The 18,250-nt window shown below is 49.3% G+C and carries 13 protein-coding genes and 1 tRNA gene; 10 read left to right on the plus strand and 4 right to left on the minus strand.

The features are described 5' to 3' along the window. The first annotated feature begins 6 nt into the window (after positions 1-6). The 9 genes from Q0V82_RS10375 to Q0V82_RS10415 all read left to right on the plus strand — a co-directional run bounded on the left by Q0V82_RS10375 (position 7) and on the right by Q0V82_RS10415 (position 8,932). Positions 7-96 (plus strand) — tRNA-Ser (locus tag Q0V82_RS10375). A 170-nt stretch (positions 97-266) separates the two neighbouring features. After that, positions 267-1,286: a methionine ABC transporter ATP-binding protein gene (locus tag Q0V82_RS10380; RefSeq protein WP_297575488.1), complete on the plus strand. Its 1,020-nt coding sequence runs from the start codon at positions 267-269 to the stop codon at positions 1,284-1,286. After that, entirely contained in the window at positions 1,280-1,948 is a 669-nt protein-coding gene (locus Q0V82_RS10385; RefSeq protein ID WP_173533324.1) for a methionine ABC transporter permease, read from the plus strand. Before Q0V82_RS10380 ends, Q0V82_RS10385 begins: the two co-directional genes overlap by 7 nt. 163 nt (positions 1,949-2,111) lie before the next feature. Then, positions 2,112-2,888, plus strand: coding sequence for a MetQ/NlpA family ABC transporter substrate-binding protein (locus Q0V82_RS10390; RefSeq protein ID WP_221022275.1), 777 nt, complete (start codon positions 2,112-2,114; stop codon positions 2,886-2,888). Positions 2,889-3,024: 136 nt separating this feature from the next. Continuing rightward, entirely contained in the window at positions 3,025-4,845 is a 1,821-nt protein-coding gene (locus Q0V82_RS10395) for an adenylate/guanylate cyclase domain-containing protein (RefSeq protein ID WP_297575490.1), read from the plus strand. Continuing rightward, positions 4,842-5,351 carry an SH3 domain-containing protein gene (locus Q0V82_RS10400; RefSeq protein WP_297575491.1) on the plus strand — a complete coding sequence of 170 codons (510 nt, stop codon included), beginning with the start codon at positions 4,842-4,844 and terminating at the stop codon, positions 5,349-5,351. The genes Q0V82_RS10395 and Q0V82_RS10400 overlap by 4 nt, the downstream gene beginning before the upstream one ends. Beyond that, positions 5,348-6,220, plus strand: a complete 873-nt coding sequence (locus Q0V82_RS10405; RefSeq protein ID WP_297575492.1) for a M48 family metalloprotease — start codon at positions 5,348-5,350, stop codon at positions 6,218-6,220. Before Q0V82_RS10400 ends, Q0V82_RS10405 begins: the two co-directional genes overlap by 4 nt. A gap of 116 nt (positions 6,221-6,336) precedes the next feature. Then, entirely contained in the window at positions 6,337-7,644 is a 1,308-nt protein-coding gene (gene pepP, locus Q0V82_RS10410; RefSeq protein WP_297575493.1) for a Xaa-Pro aminopeptidase, read from the plus strand. A 118-nt stretch (positions 7,645-7,762) separates the two neighbouring features. Next, positions 7,763-8,932, plus strand: a complete 1,170-nt coding sequence (locus tag Q0V82_RS10415) for an FAD-dependent monooxygenase (RefSeq protein ID WP_297575495.1) — start codon at positions 7,763-7,765, stop codon at positions 8,930-8,932. 235 nt (positions 8,933-9,167) lie between these two features. On the opposite strand, the gene metE is transcribed toward Q0V82_RS10415, so the two are convergent. Further along, positions 9,168-11,537, minus strand: coding sequence for a 5-methyltetrahydropteroyltriglutamate--homocysteine S-methyltransferase (gene metE, locus Q0V82_RS10420; protein ID WP_297575497.1), 2,370 nt, complete (start codon positions 11,535-11,537; stop codon positions 9,168-9,170). Between the two features lie 96 nt (positions 11,538-11,633). On the opposite strand from metE, the gene Q0V82_RS10425 reads away from it, so the two are divergent. Continuing rightward, positions 11,634-12,554 (plus strand): LysR family transcriptional regulator, encoded by a 921-nt coding sequence (locus Q0V82_RS10425; protein ID WP_226763337.1) that lies wholly within the window; start codon positions 11,634-11,636, stop codon positions 12,552-12,554. Between the two features lie 153 nt (positions 12,555-12,707). Here the strand turns inward: Q0V82_RS10425 and Q0V82_RS10430 are convergent, their stop codons facing one another. The 3 genes from Q0V82_RS10430 to Q0V82_RS10440 all read right to left on the minus strand — a co-directional run bounded on the left by Q0V82_RS10430 (position 12,708) and on the right by Q0V82_RS10440 (position 18,150). Then, positions 12,708-13,472 carry a DUF4062 domain-containing protein gene (locus tag Q0V82_RS10430; RefSeq protein WP_297575499.1) on the minus strand — a complete coding sequence of 255 codons (765 nt, stop codon included), beginning with the start codon at positions 13,470-13,472 and terminating at the stop codon, positions 12,708-12,710. 287 nt (positions 13,473-13,759) lie between these two features. Beyond that, a complete protein-coding gene (locus Q0V82_RS10435; protein ID WP_297575501.1) occupies positions 13,760-14,437 on the minus strand; it encodes a 4'-phosphopantetheinyl transferase superfamily protein in 678 nt (225 codons plus the stop codon). A 236-nt stretch (positions 14,438-14,673) separates the two neighbouring features. After that, positions 14,674-18,150, minus strand: coding sequence for a DUF748 domain-containing protein (locus tag Q0V82_RS10440; protein ID WP_297575503.1), 3,477 nt, complete (start codon positions 18,148-18,150; stop codon positions 14,674-14,676). Positions 18,151-18,250 lie beyond the last annotated feature (100 nt).

The following is an 18,250-nucleotide window of genomic DNA, read 5'->3' on the forward strand; positions in this document are numbered from 1 at the left end:
AAGTACGGAAGCGTGGCTGAGTGGTTTAAGGCAGCGGTCTTGAAAACCGTCGTGGATGTGAGTCCACCCAGAGTTCGAATCTCTGCGCTTCCGCCAAAAATTTAAAACCCACTGACTTGTCAGTGGGTTTTGTTTTTTCTAGCGCGGATTTTATTTCCCCGCGTAATGACGCGCAAAATTGCGCTTAAGTTCACACATTTACCTTGCCGTATTGAATCGACGGATTAAATACTACGCCAGTCCATTCAGCGGCCAATAGGTTAGCCATGATCCAGTTAAAAAACTTAAGTAAATCTTATCGTGTCGACGGCAAAGACATCCCCGCCCTCAAGCGCATTGATCTCAATATTGAGGCTGGCGAAATTTTTGGGGTAATTGGTCACTCGGGTGCTGGTAAATCCACACTGATTCGTTTGATCAATTTACTCGAGCGTCCTAGCGGTGGCACTGTTTTGCTCGGTGACATCGATCTCACAACACTATCCACAGCAGAGCTGCGTTTAGAGCGACAAAAAATTGGTATGATTTTCCAGCATTTCAATTTGCTGTCAGCCAAAACCGTGGCCAACAATATTGCCTTTCCATTGCAAGTGGCTGGCCGCCTCAATAAAACCCAAATCGGGCAGCGCGTTGCCGAATTACTTGAGCTGGTTGGCTTAAGTGAGCACGCTGACAAATATCCAGCCCAGCTCTCTGGTGGACAAAAACAACGCGTCGGTATTGCCCGCTCATTGGCCAATAATCCTAAATTATTATTGTGTGACGAAGCCACTAGCGCACTGGATCCGCAAACCACGCAATCGGTGTTGCAGCTGTTATTAGAAATCAATCAAAAACTCAATCTGACGATTGTTTTAATCACGCATGAAATGGACGTGATTCGTACCGTTTGCGATCGTGTTGCCGTGATTGATGGCGGTGAAATCGTCGAAATGGGGCCGGTAACGCAAGTCTTTTTACACCCAGCGCACCCAACCACACGCCGCTTTGTGTTTGAAAGCGAGCATGTTGACGAAAACAAACAATTTGAAGACTTTGCCCATGTACCTGGCAAGATCGTTCGACTGACTTTCATTGGTGAATCAACGTATAAATCGCTGCTTGGCGATATGGCGCGCGATTTTGGTATTGATTTTTCAATTTTGGCGGGTCGCATCGAGCGCATCAAAGGCACTGCCTGTGGTCAACTCACTCTTGCGTTTACCGGCGCTGATAGCGGTGTAAGCGCTGCTTTAGCGCGCTTTACTGCCGAAGGCATTGATTTTGAGGAGTTACGAGCATGCTAAATGAATTGATGAGCAATATCGATTGGAGCGAAATCGGCTACGCCACGCTAGATACTTTGTCCATGCTCGGTGGCTCGCTGCTGTTTACGCTCATTTTGGGTTTGCCACTGGGTGTATTGTTGTTTTTAACCGCCAAGCGCCAGTTATTAGAGCAACCGTATGTCTACGGCGTACTATCCTTTTTGGTCAATATTCTGCGCTCAGTGCCGTTTGTGATCTTATTGATCATTATGATCCCCTTCACCGTGCTTCTAACTGGCACATCACTTGGGGTGGCCGGCGCAATTCCGCCTTTGGTCGTTGGCGCAACGCCATTTTTTGCGCGCTTGGTCGAAACCGCTTTACGTGAAGTGGATCGCGGCATTATTGAAGCCACGCAAGCCATGGGTGCTAATACGCGGCAAATCGTGTTTAAAGCCTTACTGCCTGAAGCGATGCCCGGCATGATGGCCGCTGTGACCGTCACTGCGATTACCTTGGTGTCGTATGCGGCGATGTCGGGGGTGATTGGCGGCGGTGGCTTAGGCGATTTGGCGATTCGTTTTGGTTATCAGCGCTTTCAAACCGATGTGATGGTGGTGACCGTGGTCTTACTACTGGTCTTGGTGCAAGTTTTGCAAATGATCGGCGATCGCCTAGTGATTCATTTTAGCCGCAAATAAGCTGCGCTTGAATTAGTAAAGAACAAACCGTTCTATAAAGTTAATCGCAAATAACTTACAATGATTTTCATCTTGTGCCGCAGCGGAAAACCCTGATCCCACGGCACAACTAAACACTGCACAATCTATCTGTAAGTTTAATTATTTTGCTTGGATACTAAAGATGAAAAAAACACTCACTGCTATTGCCCTTGCTACGCTGGCTTTTTCTGCGCACGCTGCTGACAAACTCTCGATTGGCGCGACTGCAGTACCGCACGCTGAAATTCTTGAGTTTGTTAAACCAACGCTCGCCAAACAAGGCGTTGACTTAGAAATTAAAGTCTTCACTGACTACGTACAGCCTAATGTGCAAGTGGCCGAGAAACGCCTTGATGGTAATTTCTTTCAACATCAGCCGTACTTGAATGAATTTAACAAAGGCAAAGGCACTAATCTGGTGAGTGTGGTCGGCGAACACGTTGAGCCATTTGGCGCTTACTCAAGCAAAGTTAAAAAATTGGCTGACCTTAAAAATGGCGCGACCATCGCCATTCCTAATGATGCCACCAACGGCGGCCGTGCTTTACTCTTGCTCGACAAAGCCGGTGTGATCAAGCTGAAAGACAATAAAAACATTTTGGCCACCAGCAAAGACATCGTGCAAAACCCGAAAAAACTTAAAATCCGTGAGTTAGAAGCAGCTACCTTGCCACGTATTTTGGGCCAAGTTGATGTGGCTTTGATCAACACCAACTACGCACTTGAAGCAAAATTGAACCCACTCAAAGACGCTTTGATTATCGAAGGCAACGACTCACCGTATGTCAATATCTTGGTGGCTCGTCCAGACAATAAAGACAGTGCGGCAATGAAAAAACTCGGCGCTGCTTTGCATAGCCCAGAAACCAAGAAATTTATTTTAGAAAAATACCAAGGCGCAGTGATTCCAGCGTTTTAATTGGCCCTAAGCCATAGGGCAAAGTGCCTAGATATCAATGGCGGTATTGTTTAAAATAAACCACAAAGAGGTAAAGCCACGCTTTACCTCTTTTTCCATTGTTAAAACCCAAGGCTTACTGTGATATCGCAACCTTATGCTGCGTAAACATCCGTATTTCGCACTCTGGGCCTTGTTGGCCAGTCTCATTGTGCTCGATTTTGCTGGCGTGCAATTTGGCCAAATCGCCGATCAACGTGTTGGCGATATGTTACAACGCCAATTAGCCAACGCGCGCCCTGCGCATTCCGATATTGTTGTGGTCAATATCGATCAAAAAAGTCTCGAAGATCTCGCCGCAGATGCTGGCCGCTGGCCTTGGCCACGCTCGATTCATGCTGAACTGATTCATTACATCGCCGCCCAAAAACCGCAAGCCATCGTTTTCGATTTATTGTTTAATGAGCGCGATGTATTTCGTCCGGAACATGACCAAGCATTACGCGCAGCCGCCCAAGCAGAAAACAAAGTCTATTTTCCCTACCTCACTTTAAGTGATGGTCAAGCCTCGCCCATCAAAGATCTACCAAAACAACTGGGTATATTGCCGCAACCCATATTTGATAAAGACGCCAAGGCAATACTGCTACTGCCTTGGGTACTTAACCCCGAGCAATGGCAAGGTGGCACCATTAATTTTAATGCCGATAGCGATGGCATTGGCCGTCACTATTCGATTTATCAAAACATTGCCGGCTGGCACATCCCATCACTCCCTGCGCGCTTAGCGCGAGATTTTAATTGGCCAATGCCCCAAGCTGAGCGCATGCGAATTCATTGGCAAACGCAGCGTCAGCATATTTCGTATTCCGATCTTTATCAGGCCGCCAATCGCGAGCATTCAGGCCGCTCGATGAATGAATTTACCGACAAAATCGTGATCATCGGCACCGCAGCGCCAGGCCTACAAGATTTACGCCCAACCACGATGGGGCCGCTCTATCCTGGCGTGGATATTTTGGCCACGGCCATCGACAACCTGAAATACCAAGATTGGCTGATCGAATCGCCACGCGCGCCGTATGGCTTACTCGCCCTATTGCTTTGCAGCCTACTCGCTTTGGGATTTGCTCGCGGCATCAACACCATGCGCTTAGCGCTGGCTCTGATCTTAAGCAGCGGTTTAACGCTCGGCTTGATGTGGTTGGGATTGACCCACAATTACTATTTGCCGCTGATCTCGTCTTTATTGTGGGCTTGGGCTTATTTTTGGCTGGCGGCGCTCATCGCGTATTGGACCGAAAAAAATTCGCGTGAGCATGCCGTGGCGCTGTTTTCTCGATTTTTGGACGCGCGCGTCGTCAAGCAACTGATTGCCAGTGGCGATATCGACTTAGGCCAAGTGGCCCAATCAAGAGAAATCACCGTGTTATTTTCTGATATTCGCGGCTTTACTTCGCTATCAGAAAAACACGATCCAGCGGCGATTGTGCAACTACTCAATCAATACTTTACCTTGCAAGTGGACATCATTTTTAAGCATGGCGGTACGCTAGATAAATTTATTGGTGACGCCATCATGGCCTTTTGGGGCGCGCCGGCCAACGATGCCGAGCATGCACAGCATGCCGTTGCCGCTGCGCTGGAAATGTCGGCGGCGCTGGACGCGTTTAAACTGCAATTAAGCGATATTGAGCACTTTGAGATTGGCATTGGCCTACACACCGGCCCCGCCGTGGTTGGCCTGATTGGCTCGGCATCGCGCTTGGATTACACGGCGATTGGCGATACAGTGAATTTGGCATCTAGAATCGAAGGGCTCACCAAAGGCTGTGCGCGAATTTTAGTCTCGGATGCCACTCGCGCCGCGTGTGACGCCAGCTTTGCACCCTTTGAATTTATTGCCCACGGCCAGCATCCGGTCAAAGGCCGTGAGCAAAACGTTTTATTATTTGAACCCAAGGAGAAAGCACTTTGAAGCCTCTCGTTTGCGCCCTGCTCTTACTGATCGCTCAGGCGGCGATCGCCGATAGCGGTACTGTTATTCGCAATAGTGATTTACGCGAAAAACCTTTTTCCGACTCACGCAGCATTGCCACTTTAAGCAGCAATAGCAAAATTGAGATCCAAAAAAATCAAGGCGCGTGGATGCAAGTTAAAACCCCTCAAGGGCAAGTGGGCTGGATTAAACTGCTTAACGTTCGCACCCAATCGGCAACGCGCAATAATGGCCTGTCCACCCTCGGCAATGTGATCAAAACCGGCTCGTCAGGGCAAACCGTGACCACCGGCGTGAAAGGCCTTTCTGCCGAACAAATCCAAACCGCCGAGCCGAATATGGCTGAAGTCAATAAAATGGAAAGCTATTCAAGCTCCAATGCAGAAGCCAGCCGACTCGCCAGACAAGCCCAGCTCAGCCCGAAAAAAGTAGCCCCGCTGAGCAATACCAGCGTCAATACGCCAAACACCGGGAGACGTCCATGATCCGCCGCCTATGTCTTAGCCTCGTCGCCGCTAGTGCGCTCAGCGCCCCAGCACACGCTTTTGATTTAAACGAGTTAAGTAAATACCTCACGCCAGAAAACATCGAATCGGCGACCAAAATCATTAATAACACGGTTCAAGCCAACCAAGTGGTCGGTCCGCGCCAAGAAGTCATCATGGGCCAAAATGTGATGGCCACCTTGCTCGGCGCCGCGCCTTTAGTCAAAGATGCCGCGCTGCAACGCTACGTCAACCAAGTCGGTACTTGGATTGCTTCGCAGTCGGCGCAACCGCAGCTCAATTGGCATTTTGGCGTGATTGATAGCCCCAATATCAATGCCTTTGCTGCACCCGGCGGCTATGTGTTGATTACCCGGGGTTTGTTAAATCAACTACGCAGCGAAGCAGAACTGGCGGCGATTTTGGCGCATGAAATCAGTCATGTGATTAATAAAGACCAAATCGAAGCGATGAAAAGCAGCAATCGCGGCGCGATTACCGAAGAACTCATCACCGCCGTACTCAATCACAAAGTCCAAGGCGAGCGGCTGGATCTGGCTAAAAAAGCCACCAAAGCCGCCACCGAAGGGCTGTATATCAAAGGGCTGTCCAAAGACACCGAATATGCGGCTGATCTTAACGGCATGCTGCTGGCGGCGCGCGCCGGCTACAACCCATATGCCATGGTGAGCATGCTGCAAACCTTAGGCAATGTCAGCCCGAGCGATAGTGCGGTGGCGCTGTTTTTTAGCACCCATCCTAGCCCGCAAGATCGAATTGATCAGATCGACAGTAAAATCGGTGATCAACTCGAAGCCTACGCCAATGGGGTGGATAACACCGCTCGATTTAGCAAAATTGCTCGCTAAGTTGCTAGATATTTAGTATCCAGCCGCGCTAGCGTGCTTGGTAAAAATTGACGGCCGTGCCCCGTGGCGCGGCCGTATAATTACCCTCTGCCTTGAGGGCTTCACTCGGAGTTTGTATGTCTGCATTGATTAACGCTTGCACTACCCGCCGCGCCAACCTCGCCGCTCGTTTAGAGCCCGGCATTGTCATCGTACCGAGCAGCCAAGAGATTCTTCGCAATGCCGACAGTCATTACCCATTTCGCTTTGATTCTGGCTTTTACTATTTAACTGGCTTTACTGAGCCCGATGCCGTTTTGGTGCAAGTCATCAGTAAAGATCAAGTGCAAAATATCCTATTCTGCCGCGCCAAAGATATTGAGCGCGAAATCTGGGATGGTTACCGCTTTGGCCCGGCCGCTGCGGCCGAACAGTTCGGTTTTGATGCCGCCTACCCCATTGAAGAGCTCGATATGCGGATGGCAAAACTCATCCAAAATCAGCCACGCATCTATTACCCACTGGCCAAAGAAATGCGCTGGGATCGCCGTATCAATCGCTGGTTAAGCGATGTGCGTGGCCTTGCGCGCACTGGTGTGAGTGCACCGACAACCATCCTTGACGTGCGCGCTACGCTCGATGAAATGCGCCTGATTAAAGATGCATATGAAGTAGGTATCTTGCGCCAAGCAGCGCAAATAAACACTCAGGCGCATATACGTGCCATGCAATTTACCAAGCCAGGGCAAATGGAATATCAAGTCGAAGCCGAAATCTTGCACGACTATTATCGCCAAGGCAGCCGCTCACCGGCTTATAACAGCATTGTCGCCAGTGGCGCCAATAGCTGTGTACTGCATTACGGCGAAAACAATGCCCGCATGAATGACGGCGATTTATTGCTGATCGACGCCGGTTGCGAAGTGGCCGGCTACGCCAGCGACATCACCCGCACTTTCCCAGTTAACGGAAAATTCACGCCTGCACAACGCGCTGTGTACGAAATCACCCTCGCCGCGCAAGAAGCCGCCTTGGCGAGCATTTACGCTGGCAGCACTTGGAATGCCCCGCACGACGCCGCCACTCGCGTGCTGGCGCAAGGCATGATCGACTTGAATTTACTCAAGGGCACGCTCGATGAAGTCATCGAAAAAGAAAGCTATAAGCAGTTTTATATGCACCGCACCGGCCATTGGATGGGCTTGGACGTGCACGATTGCGGCGCGTATAAAATCGATGGTGAATGGCGCAAACTAGCAGCCGGTATGGTGCTGACGGTTGAACCTGGCTTTTATATTCGCCCTGCCGCCAATGTACCCAAAGAGTTCGAAAACATCGGCATTCGTATCGAAGACGATGTACTGGTGACTGCTGACGGTTATGAAAATCTCACCGCAGCCTGCCCCAAAACCATCGCCGACATTGAAGCGATCATGGCAAAATAAGCCAGCCAACCCAAGAGCGCCGCCTTGTGCGGCGCGCTTGGGCAAGCATCCATGCACTACTTATTATTGCTTTCTGTTGGCACTTTAAAACGCCAGACCAAACCGCTTTAGGAATCTCATGCTGATCAGCAAACTTCCACCGCATGTTGACATTGTGATCGTTGGCGGCGGCCCAGTTGGCGCCTTACTCGCTCAGCGCCTTTACGCCAACGGGCACGATGCGCTATTGGTTGAAGCCAAAGCATCGATCGGCAATGATCCGCGCGCCTTAGCGATTGCGTATGCCAGCCAACAAAGCCTTGCCGCCTGCCAGCTGTGGGCCGATTCACTCGCCGCAACGCCGATTACCCAAGTGCACGTTTCGCAAGCGGGGACTTTAGGTCGTACTGTGCTCAATGCCGATGAGCTGAACTTACCGATGCTCGGCAGCGTGGTGAAATACCAAAATCTGGCGCAATACGCGCTCGATCAACTCAGCACTGGCCCTGCCCGTTTGGCGCTCGCCAGTAAAGTCACCCGCATCCAGCGCTTGGCGCGCTTTGCGCAACTGACTTTAGCCACGCCCAGCGGCGAGCAAAAAATATCCTCCCGCTTGGTGATCTTGGCCGATGGTGGGCAGTTACTCAATCAACTGCCGGAAATTCGCCAAACGATTAAATCTTACGAGCAGCATGCGGTGCTTGCCACGCTGACGCCTAAGCAGCCGCACAAGGGTATTGCCTTTGAGCGCTTTGCCGATGATGGCCCGCTGGCATTACTCCCTACAGGTAATAACTACACCTTGGTGTGGACGCAAACACCGGAACAAGCGGCTGCGCGCTTAACGCTGTCTGATACCGATTTTATTGCCGAAGTCGAACAACGCTTTGCCGATCGTGTCGCTGGATTTGCTGCAGTGACTGGCCGCGCTAGCTGGCCGCTGGCATTAAAAACAGTCAATTCGGTGGTCGGCCAGCGCGTGGTGCTGATTGGCAATGCCGCGCAAACGCTGCATCCCGTTGCTGGGCAAGGCTTAAATTTAGGCTTACGCGATGCTTCTACCCTAGCCGATGTATTGGCTGCCACACCAGCGCGTGAACTGGGCGAAGCGGCGAGTTTGGCGCGCTACGCCAAATTGCGTTCGCGCGATGCAGGTCTAGTAACCATCGTGACCGATCAATTAATTACACTGTTTGATTCTTCATCGTTGCCGCTCAAGCATGCCCGCAGTTTGGGCTTATTGGCCATGGACCAATGCGCTTGGCTGCGCCGAGGCTTTGCCGAACGCATGGTTTACGGCGCGCGCTAAGCAAAAATCTACCGCGCCTCACTTCAACGTAAAACAAGCCGACGCAGAGGCGCAGAGACGCAGAGCAAACCAAAGAAAAGAAAAGCAAATCGCAGTTTTAATCGCCGTATTTTCGACCGATTTAAATTCTGAATTAGCCTTTCTCTGCGCCTCTGCGTCTCTGCGTCTCTGCGTCAAAGCGTTTTTCTAAGTGAACAGCATGACTGTCCAAACGGTAGATTTTTTGATTACCGCGTCAGACTGGTTCAACCTCAGTCGAGCCATGACAAGCGCAAGCGCCATGCGCGGTTGCGCTGGTTGGCGAAGCATCAAACACCAAGGTTTTACCCGCCGCAATCGCCGCTCGCGCTTGCTGCGTCGCCAGTAGCATATGCTGCAATGCCGCCTCAGTCTCTGGCCAACCGCGCGTTTTGAGACCGCAATCGGGGTTAATCCATAAGCGCTCCGCCGGCACCACTTCCAGCGCTTTGGCGATTAAACGCAGCATTTCATTGACGGACGCCACACGTGGGCTGTGAATATCGTAAACACCCGGACCAATTTCATTTGGATACTGAAAGCTGCCAAACGCCTCGAGCAGCTTCATGTCTGAGCGGCTGGTTTCGATGGTAATCACATCGGCATCCATCGCGGCAATCTCGGGCAAAATATCGTTAAATTCCGAATAGCACATATGAGTGTGAATTTGCGTGGCATTGCCAACGCCCGACGCCGAAACGCGAAACGCCTGTCCAGCCCAAGCCAAATAACTCGCCCATTGGGATTTTTTTAGCGGCAAGCCTTCGCGAAACGCCGGCTCGTCAATTTGGATCATCCCAATGCCGGCGGCTTCTAGGTCTTGCACTTCATCGCGAATCGCCAAGGCAATTTGTTGGCAAGTTAAGGCGCGCGGCTGATCATCGCGCACAAACGACCATTGCAAAATTGTCACTGGCCCGGTCAACATGCCCTTCATCGGTTTCGTAGTCAGGCTTTGCGCGTAAGTCGACCAAGCCACGGTCATCGCTTGCGGCCGGCTCACGTCGCCAAACAAAATCGGCGGCTTCACGCAGCGGCTACCGTAGCTTTGCACCCACGCCAATTGCGTAAAGGCAAAGCCGGCCAATTGCTCACCAAAATATTCAACCATATCATTGCGCTCGGCCTCGCCATGCACCAGCACATCAATACCCAGCGCATCTTGCTTTTGCACTGCCAAAGCGATTTCGGCCTGCATCGCCAATTCATAATCGGCAGCGCTTAACTTACCTTGTTTAAACGCGGCGCGGGCGGCACGAATCTGGCTGGTTTGTGGGAAAGAACCAATGGTGGTGGTGGGCAGCAGTGGCAAATGAAAACGTTGTTGCTGCGCCGATTGGCGCTCAGCAAATGGCGCGTGGCGTTGATCAAATTGCGGCGGTAAATTGGCCAAACGCTCAGCAACCGCCGGATTATGAATCCGCGTCGAGGCACGGCGCGCCGCTTGTGAAAACGCATTCAGCGCCAAAATATCGGCCACATCGCTGCCGTTAACGGCTTTTTTAAGCACGCTCAGTTCAGCCAATTTTTGCTTAGCAAACGCCAACCAAGACTTTAATTCAGTGTCGAGCTGGGTTTCTTGTTCTAAATCGACTGGGCTATGCAATAAAGAGCACGATGGTGCTAACCAGAGGTATCCACCCAGCGCCTTTGCTGGCTCAGCAATAGCGGCCAATACCTTGTTTAAATCGCTAGCCCAAATATTGCGGCCATCAATCACGCCCAAAGAGAGCACTTTATTTTTTGGCCAAATCGCCGTAAACGCCGCCAATTGCGCCGGTGCGCGCACCAAATCCAAATGCACGCCAGCCACCGGTAAATCCGCCAGCAATTGCGCATGCGATTCAACCGAATCGAAATACGTCGCCAATAAAATTTGCGTGCCTTTGCCAGCCAGCTCTTGATACGTTGGCGAAAATGCCGCCTGCCATTCTAACGGCAGCTCTAAAGCTAAAATCGGCTCATCCAGTTGTAATAAGCGCACGCCTTTGGCTGATAGCTTTTCAATAATGGCGGTATAGCGCGCTAGCACTTTAGGCAAAAGGTCTAGCTTGTTATACCCGTCTTTAGCTTTGGCTAACCACAAAAAGGTCAATGGGCCGGGCAACACCGCTTTTACTGCGTGGCCTTGGGTTTGCGCGTCTTCAATTTCATGAAAAAACCATTCAACACCGCCATCAAAGGTGCTCTCGCTTGACAGCTCAGGCACCAAATAATGGTAATTGGTATCAAAATACTTGGTCATTTCCAGCGCTGGCTGCTCGGCATTGCCGCGAGCCAAGGCAAAATACTGGCTTAAACTCAGGCGTTTAGGATCAAAACCAAAGCGCTCTGGCAAGCAGCCCAATAAAGCGGCGGTATTTAAAATCTGATCGTACCAAGCAAAATCGCCCACGCTGACCCAATCGAGATCGGCTTCGCTTTGCCAAGCCCAGTGGCGACGACGCAAAGTCTGGCCGACCTGAACCAGTTCGGCTTCAGAGATTTCATCGCGCCAGAATTTTTCTAGTGCAAATTTCAATTCGCGCTGTGCGCCAATGCGGGGGAAACCTAAAATATGCGCTTTAGCAGTATGAGTCGTAGTCATCACAAATACCTCTTTCTATGAATAGTATTTGCATCATACGACGCAGCTGATTATGATTACAGTTCATTATTTTCACACAAGCCATGAGAATTACTAATGCAGTCACTCCTCGAATTGCGTCACCTAAAAACCATTCTTGCAATTCAAGACAGCGGCAGCTTAACGCGCGCTGCTGAGCGGCTGCATTTAACCCAATCGGCTTTATCGCACCAAGTGCGTTTGCTCGAAGACCATTACGGCCTACCGCTGTTTGCGCGTAAATCCACGCCACTTAAACTCACCGCCGCCGGTGAAAAGCTGGCTTTATTAGCGCAAACGGTGTTGCCAACCATTGCCAGCACCGAGCGCGATATTGCGCGTTTACGCGAAGGCCAAGCCGGGCAATTGCGCATCGCGGTCGAATGCCACACGTGTTTTGATTGGTTAATGCCAGCGATGGATCAATTTCGCCAGCATTGGCCCGAGGTTGAGCTTGATATCGTATCGGGCTTTCATGCCGATCCGGTACAGCTGTTATTTGAAGATCGCGCCGATTTGGCGATTGTGTCCGAAGTCGAGTCCCACGCCGATTTAAGCCATTTACCGCTCTTTAGCTACGATATGGTTGCGCTACTGGCGAGCGATCATGCGCTGGCGAATAAGCCGTATTTAGACGCCGAAGATTTTGCCAATGAAACGCTGATTACTTATCCCGTGCCCGATGAAATGCTCGATTTACTGCGCAAGGTTTTGAAACCGGCCGGCATCAACCCCAAGCGCCGCCCAACTGAGCTCACCGTAGCGATGCTGCAATTGGTCGCTAGCCGCCGAGGGATTGCGGCCTTGCCGCGTTGGAGCGTGCAACATTATTTAGAGCGCGGTTATGTCGTCGCCAAACCGATTACCCAGCAAGGCTTGACGTCAGAGCTCTACGCCGCCATGCCCAGCGAGCGCAGTCACAGCGTGTATTTAGCCGATTTTGTAGAGATTATGCGCAACGTGAGTGTGCAAACCTTGCCCGGCGTGAGTCTGCTTTAAGGTGCGACAAGCTGCGGATGCTGAGCAATGATCCATCCGTCTAATGCAGCAAACTATGCTCATGCATTGATCCGGTCAATTGAGAGGCGGCTGTAGATTGCCGTTAAGCTTGCGAAGCCCAACAATCGCGGTAAACGTTGGGCTGCATTTCATTTAGCCCAACCTACCGTGCTGAAGAATTTCAAATAGCAACTTTTCTATACCCATGAGTCCATCGACAGCATCATCCAACGGCATCGGCGTACCGCGACTCAGTACAAAAGACGCGGCCATATTGTCGCCGCTAAGAATTAGTTCCAGAGCCTCTCGCAGGATCGAGTCTGGAACGTCATGTTCGAATACGTGCTTCACTTTGTCGCGCAGAAACGCGAACCTGGCTGCCGTGAGAGGGTGCCTCCTGACTGCGTTTGCGGCAAGCTGCGACATGACCTGCGCAGTAGGCGCTTTGGCTAAGGTGCCTAGCAAGCGCACAACGTCTTGTGTGACTTTCGCTGACAAGTCTTCTGGGGATGAGAAAAAATTCACCACATGAGACTTTTTCAGATTTACTTTCAGATCACTCAATTTTTGAGCAGTGACTCCGGTTTCGACGTGTTTTGGAAGAACCGGATGCGAGTCTTCGTCGATGAGATATATGAGACTAGGAAGGCGTATTGCTTGTGCTTCTTCATATTCGAGCTGAGTGAGCGACTTACCAGACTCAGTGTCGATAAAGCCATACCGCATACCGAAGATGCCAACATAGACGTTGGCAGAACGAACCAAGCGCAAGCATTCTTCCTTTGGCATTTCTGGGAGCGCGCCAAAGAATTCCATTGCCTTTGAGCTGTATTCAAGTCGCGCAATAGCTTCGCGGACAAGGAGACGATGGCGCTCCAAGTCGGCGAAGGTTGAGCTGACGAAGACTGATGCGGTCATGTGATGTCCAGTAGAGGCTCATTCATTGAGGCCTAATGCAAATCGCATAAGACCTATCGTAACAAGGGCGTAGGTTGGGCTAAATGAAATGCAGCCCAACGTTTACCGCGATTGTTGGGCTGCGCAAGCTCAGCACCAACCTACAAAAACCTTCTACTCTGGGCTGACAAAAACCTGTCCCCAGTCTAACCCAGTCATTTCAACCGAGCATTAACCCTAGTTTGCTGGTGGATAAATCGAGTCAGATTTTGCGCAAACTCGGTTAACAAACCCAACGTCAACAGCCTCTAAGCAATCTCAAGCAATAACTGCCAGTCATCCGCAGGATTTAGCTGCTGCCAATCTTGTGGCGTATCACTGGCTAAGGCCAATAAAACATTGGGCCTCACCTCCCAAACTTGCAATAACCACGGATGTGCATCGGGGCTATGGCAAGTCCATTGGCCTTGCTCAAGCAATAAAACAAAGCGCGCTAAACCGCCAACAAGGCCCAGCCCCAAGGCTTTGAGCAAGGCTTCTTTGGCGACCCACAGGGTATAAAAAGCGCGCAACTGCGCTGCACCCTTCAAAGCGGCCAGCCACGCGGTCTCGCGTGGATCAAAATATTGCTCGGCAATCGCCAAGCACTGCCGACGAGCACGTATCGTTTCTAAATCTACGCCAACCCGCCCCTGCCCTAAGGCAGCAGCGCAAAAATTTTGCCCATGACTCCAAGACAATCCGCCCGAAAATGGCCAATCCACCGCCACAGGTCGGCCTTTATCGTCTTGGCTTAGCGCCAATTGGCGGTGATTTTTTTGCAATAACTGCTGGGCCAAAGCCCGGGCGGCCAAAAACTGACTACGGCGGGCCTGATTTTGTATTTGCGATAAACGCGCCAATTGCAGCGCATTCAATTGATCAATCGTGCTGGAAAAATCAGCCTCTGGTTCGATAGGCTGAAATTGAAAATATGAACTTAACACAGCTTAAATCCCAAACTTAAATAGAGCCCCGCCATCAAGCAAAACGGCTTATAAATGCGCAATCGACGACACAAAATTGGCACCACCCTCACGCGTTATTGCATTGCTCTGTCATACAACGACGACGCCTTGGCCAATAAGATTAACGCAAGAAATCCATTGATTCATCAAGCAAAAAGCGGATTTGCCAGCAGCTGAGTTGCTGGCAAATCCGCTTCAATACCAGTAATTAATAGTTATTTAAGTTTAAATTGCACTCGAGATAATGAGCCCTGATCGGCCGCCAAATCGCTTTGCGTGGCATTGATTTTAGCCTGAGCAATAAATAATCGCGCACTATCCACCCCTGCCGCTTGTAATGCCGTTTTAACCTGCTGCGCACGGCGCATGGCTAAAGCTTGCAATTGCTCATTGCTAATTAGCGTATGGGCCAAAATGAGTTTTTCCATTTCAGCTGCTGGCAGTGATTTATTTAAACCAAGCACATTGGTCGGTTTATCGAATTTTTCATTTTTATACACTTGTGTGAGCAGCGCATCGCGCTCAGCAGCGCTAATCACTAAATCGGTATCTGAATCGATCGATTCGGATTTTTCACCCAATTGAGCGGCTTTGATCTTCAGCATTTTTTTATTTAAATCTTGCATCCGCAAACCGGAAGTATCACTCTCTAGGCTCGCCCAACCGATAATATCTAGATTCAAACTTGGCCTGTCGATTAAGGCTTGTGACAAATTACGAATCACCACCTGCGCCTGATCATTCAATTGCGCGCTACCCGAAGCAAAATCAATATGCGATAAACGCGGGCCATCACTAAATGCATCAGATAGCGCATCAAAGGGTGAGGTCACTACTTTTTCAAGCACATTTACCAGCGCCTCCCAGATAATGCCACCCAAACTAAACTGCGGATCATTGAGCGAGCCTTGAATCGGCAGGTTCAAATTAATTTGCCCTTTGCGATTGGTCAGCAAAGACAAAACAAATTTAACCGGCAATTTAGTCGCCGTCGCACTTTCAACGGCTGGCCCTAAAGTTAATTGATCTAAAAATATTTTATTACTGGCGGTTAATTTTTGATTTTCAATCAAATACGATACATCCATCGACATCTTGCCTTTTTCGATGCCATAGCCGGCGTATTTAATGGCAAAAGCCGATGCATTGGTTAATTCATAACCTTTAACGCCACCTTTTAAATCAATAAATAAGTTTTTAGACAGCGGATTTAAACTGCCTTGTATCTCAACCGGGGCCACATAATCCATACTGCCGCGTAAATTTAATGTGGCTCTATCGTTTTCATTACTCGATAAACCACCAATCACGCCGCCCATTTGCGTTAAATTAGCGGAAAAATTCGGCTTAATAAATAAGTCGGTATATTGAATTTGTCCGTTTTTGAGCGTGACTTTATTAATCTTAATCGGCACATCCAAACCGCTACTTTCGGCTAAGGTTTTTTCGGCCTCGATGGGTGCACTGGCGGTCGCGGAGCTGCGCTCAGTTGTGCGCTCGGTGGTCACAGAGACTTGGCCAGCATCTTTCACCATCACATCTTGTAAATTTAAGCGGCCATCGGCAGATAAAATCAAGCGCGAATAAAAATCACTCAAAGCGATTTCGTTGATATCAATATTGAGCGGGGCCAATTGCGCTTTGATGCCGCCAATATAAAAGCTTTTCCATTTTAAAAAGTCATTGCCAGTGATTTTATCCAAGGCGTAGACATTATTTGCACTCAAATTACCGGTATAAGACGCCGATAGTTTTGGCTCTAAAGCCAAACGCAAATTACCTTTGGCGTTTAAAAAACCGCGCGCTAAAGAAATATTAACGTATTGATTAAAATACGGTTGGCCATAAGCGGCATCAAAATTGGCTAAATCTAAATCTAAATTCGCAGAAAAAGGTTGTGGCACCCATGAACCTGCCACTTTGATTTTGGCGCTACGCCCACCTTGGCCCTGCAAACTCAGGGTTGAGCGTGTATTGGGGCGGCTATCGACATTGTTTAAATTCAACGCGATATTTTTCCAAATCAGCGGTTTGCTATTGGCAATGCGCTGATCAATATATTCAACTTGCCAACCCTGCCATTGAGCCGATTGCAATAAAACAGACCATTCAGGACTGGCTTTAGATTGTGCTGGTTTTTTACCCTTGGACTCTGGCAGTAATTGCAAAAGGTTAAGTTCACCGTCTTTTTGCTGCAATACGTTTAAAGACCCATTTTTGCTGAGTAGATTGCCCACTTTAATGGCTTTAGTGGCGGAATCGATACTCGCTTCAGTCAATTGCAATTGCGCAATGGCTAAAGCGGGTTTTTTGGCTTTCGCGCCGGTTAAAGTCAAGCGATCAATATCCAGCTGCAGATTTTTTAATGCATATTGCATCGGTTCTGCTTGTAGTTCGAGTTCGGTGGCAAAGCCAACCGTGGCCGCGATTTGGCTTGGCAATTGGGCTTGGTAATAGCTGGCATAATCAGCAATTTGAATCTGCGACGCGTTTATTTTTCCGGATAATTTAAGTGGCGAGGCAGTCACTTGCAATTCTGCGGCTAAACTCGCCGCTTGCGGCGTTTTTGCACTCAATTGCACCGGGAATGGGGCCTGATTTTGATTTGAATAATTTTTAATATTTAAATCAATCGCTTGCAATGCTGTCTCTACTTTGGGGCTGACCGCTTGATCGAGCCAATGGAGCTGACTATCTGTTACTTTTAACTCATTAAACGCCAATAAAGTTGATTTTTTATCTGCTGGCTGTGCCGTTGCTGTTGCATTGGCGCTCGTTTGCGGGACTAAAGTTTGCCAATTAAATACCGCAGCCTGATTGCGCGACAATTTCACATCTAAACCACGGACATCAATCAAACCAAAACGATATTCGGCGAGCAGAGGTTTAACACTTTTCAGTTCCACTTTGAGCTGGTCTAGCCCAATAAAAGACTGCGTGTTTTGGGTGATCGCTGTTTGATTAAGTTGTAAATAACCATTAAATAATAAATCGGCGCGATCTTTTTGCTGGCGAAACACCATCTCGACATCAGCGCTCAATACCGCCGATGGCACCGCAATACCTTGAGGAAATGGCGCATACGCCAAAAATGGCGTGAGGTCTTGCTGATTGATTTTAATCTTTAGCAAGGTATCTAAACTATCTTCAAACGGTTTACTTTCTCCTTTTAATTCAAAGGGTCGGCCATTAAATCGAGCAGAAAGTTGTGGCTGAATATATTCGTTAATTCTTTGCGGTAAGGTCGATAAAAATGGTAATGAAAAATTGATCTGATCCAAGGTTTGGTTTGCGCCAACCACACGATCATCTAAATGAATATCGCCAGCAATAATGCGAATATTATTCAGCGAGAATCGCGGCAGCGGCTCATCAGTTTTAGTCGTTTGGGATTTTTGGGGGATTAAATCAGAAAAATTATAGCGATCTGCACTCAGGCGAATCAAACTGACCTTCGGCGCTTCTAGCGTAATATCGCGAATCACTGGCGCCATTCGCCAGATTGAGCGCCATTCGGCATTGATTTGTAATGATTTAAAACTCACAAATGGACCATATTGGTCACGGATGGCCACATCAGCTAAATTAAACTGCAATGAATACGGATTAATCGTCAATTCACCAATTTTAACTTGCCGGTGTAATATTTGACTGGCATGGTTTTCTAACCATGGCCGAAGCAAGGGCGGCATTGCCCAATGACCTAATGCGCCAAGTAATAAAATACCCGCGAGTAGATAAATTGGGAGACGAAGCCAGCGGCTGCACTGAAAAAATGATTTAAGCATATTG

It is taken from the genome of uncultured Deefgea sp. (assembly GCF_947072475.1).
Classification (GTDB): domain Bacteria; phylum Pseudomonadota; class Gammaproteobacteria; order Burkholderiales; family Chitinibacteraceae; genus Deefgea.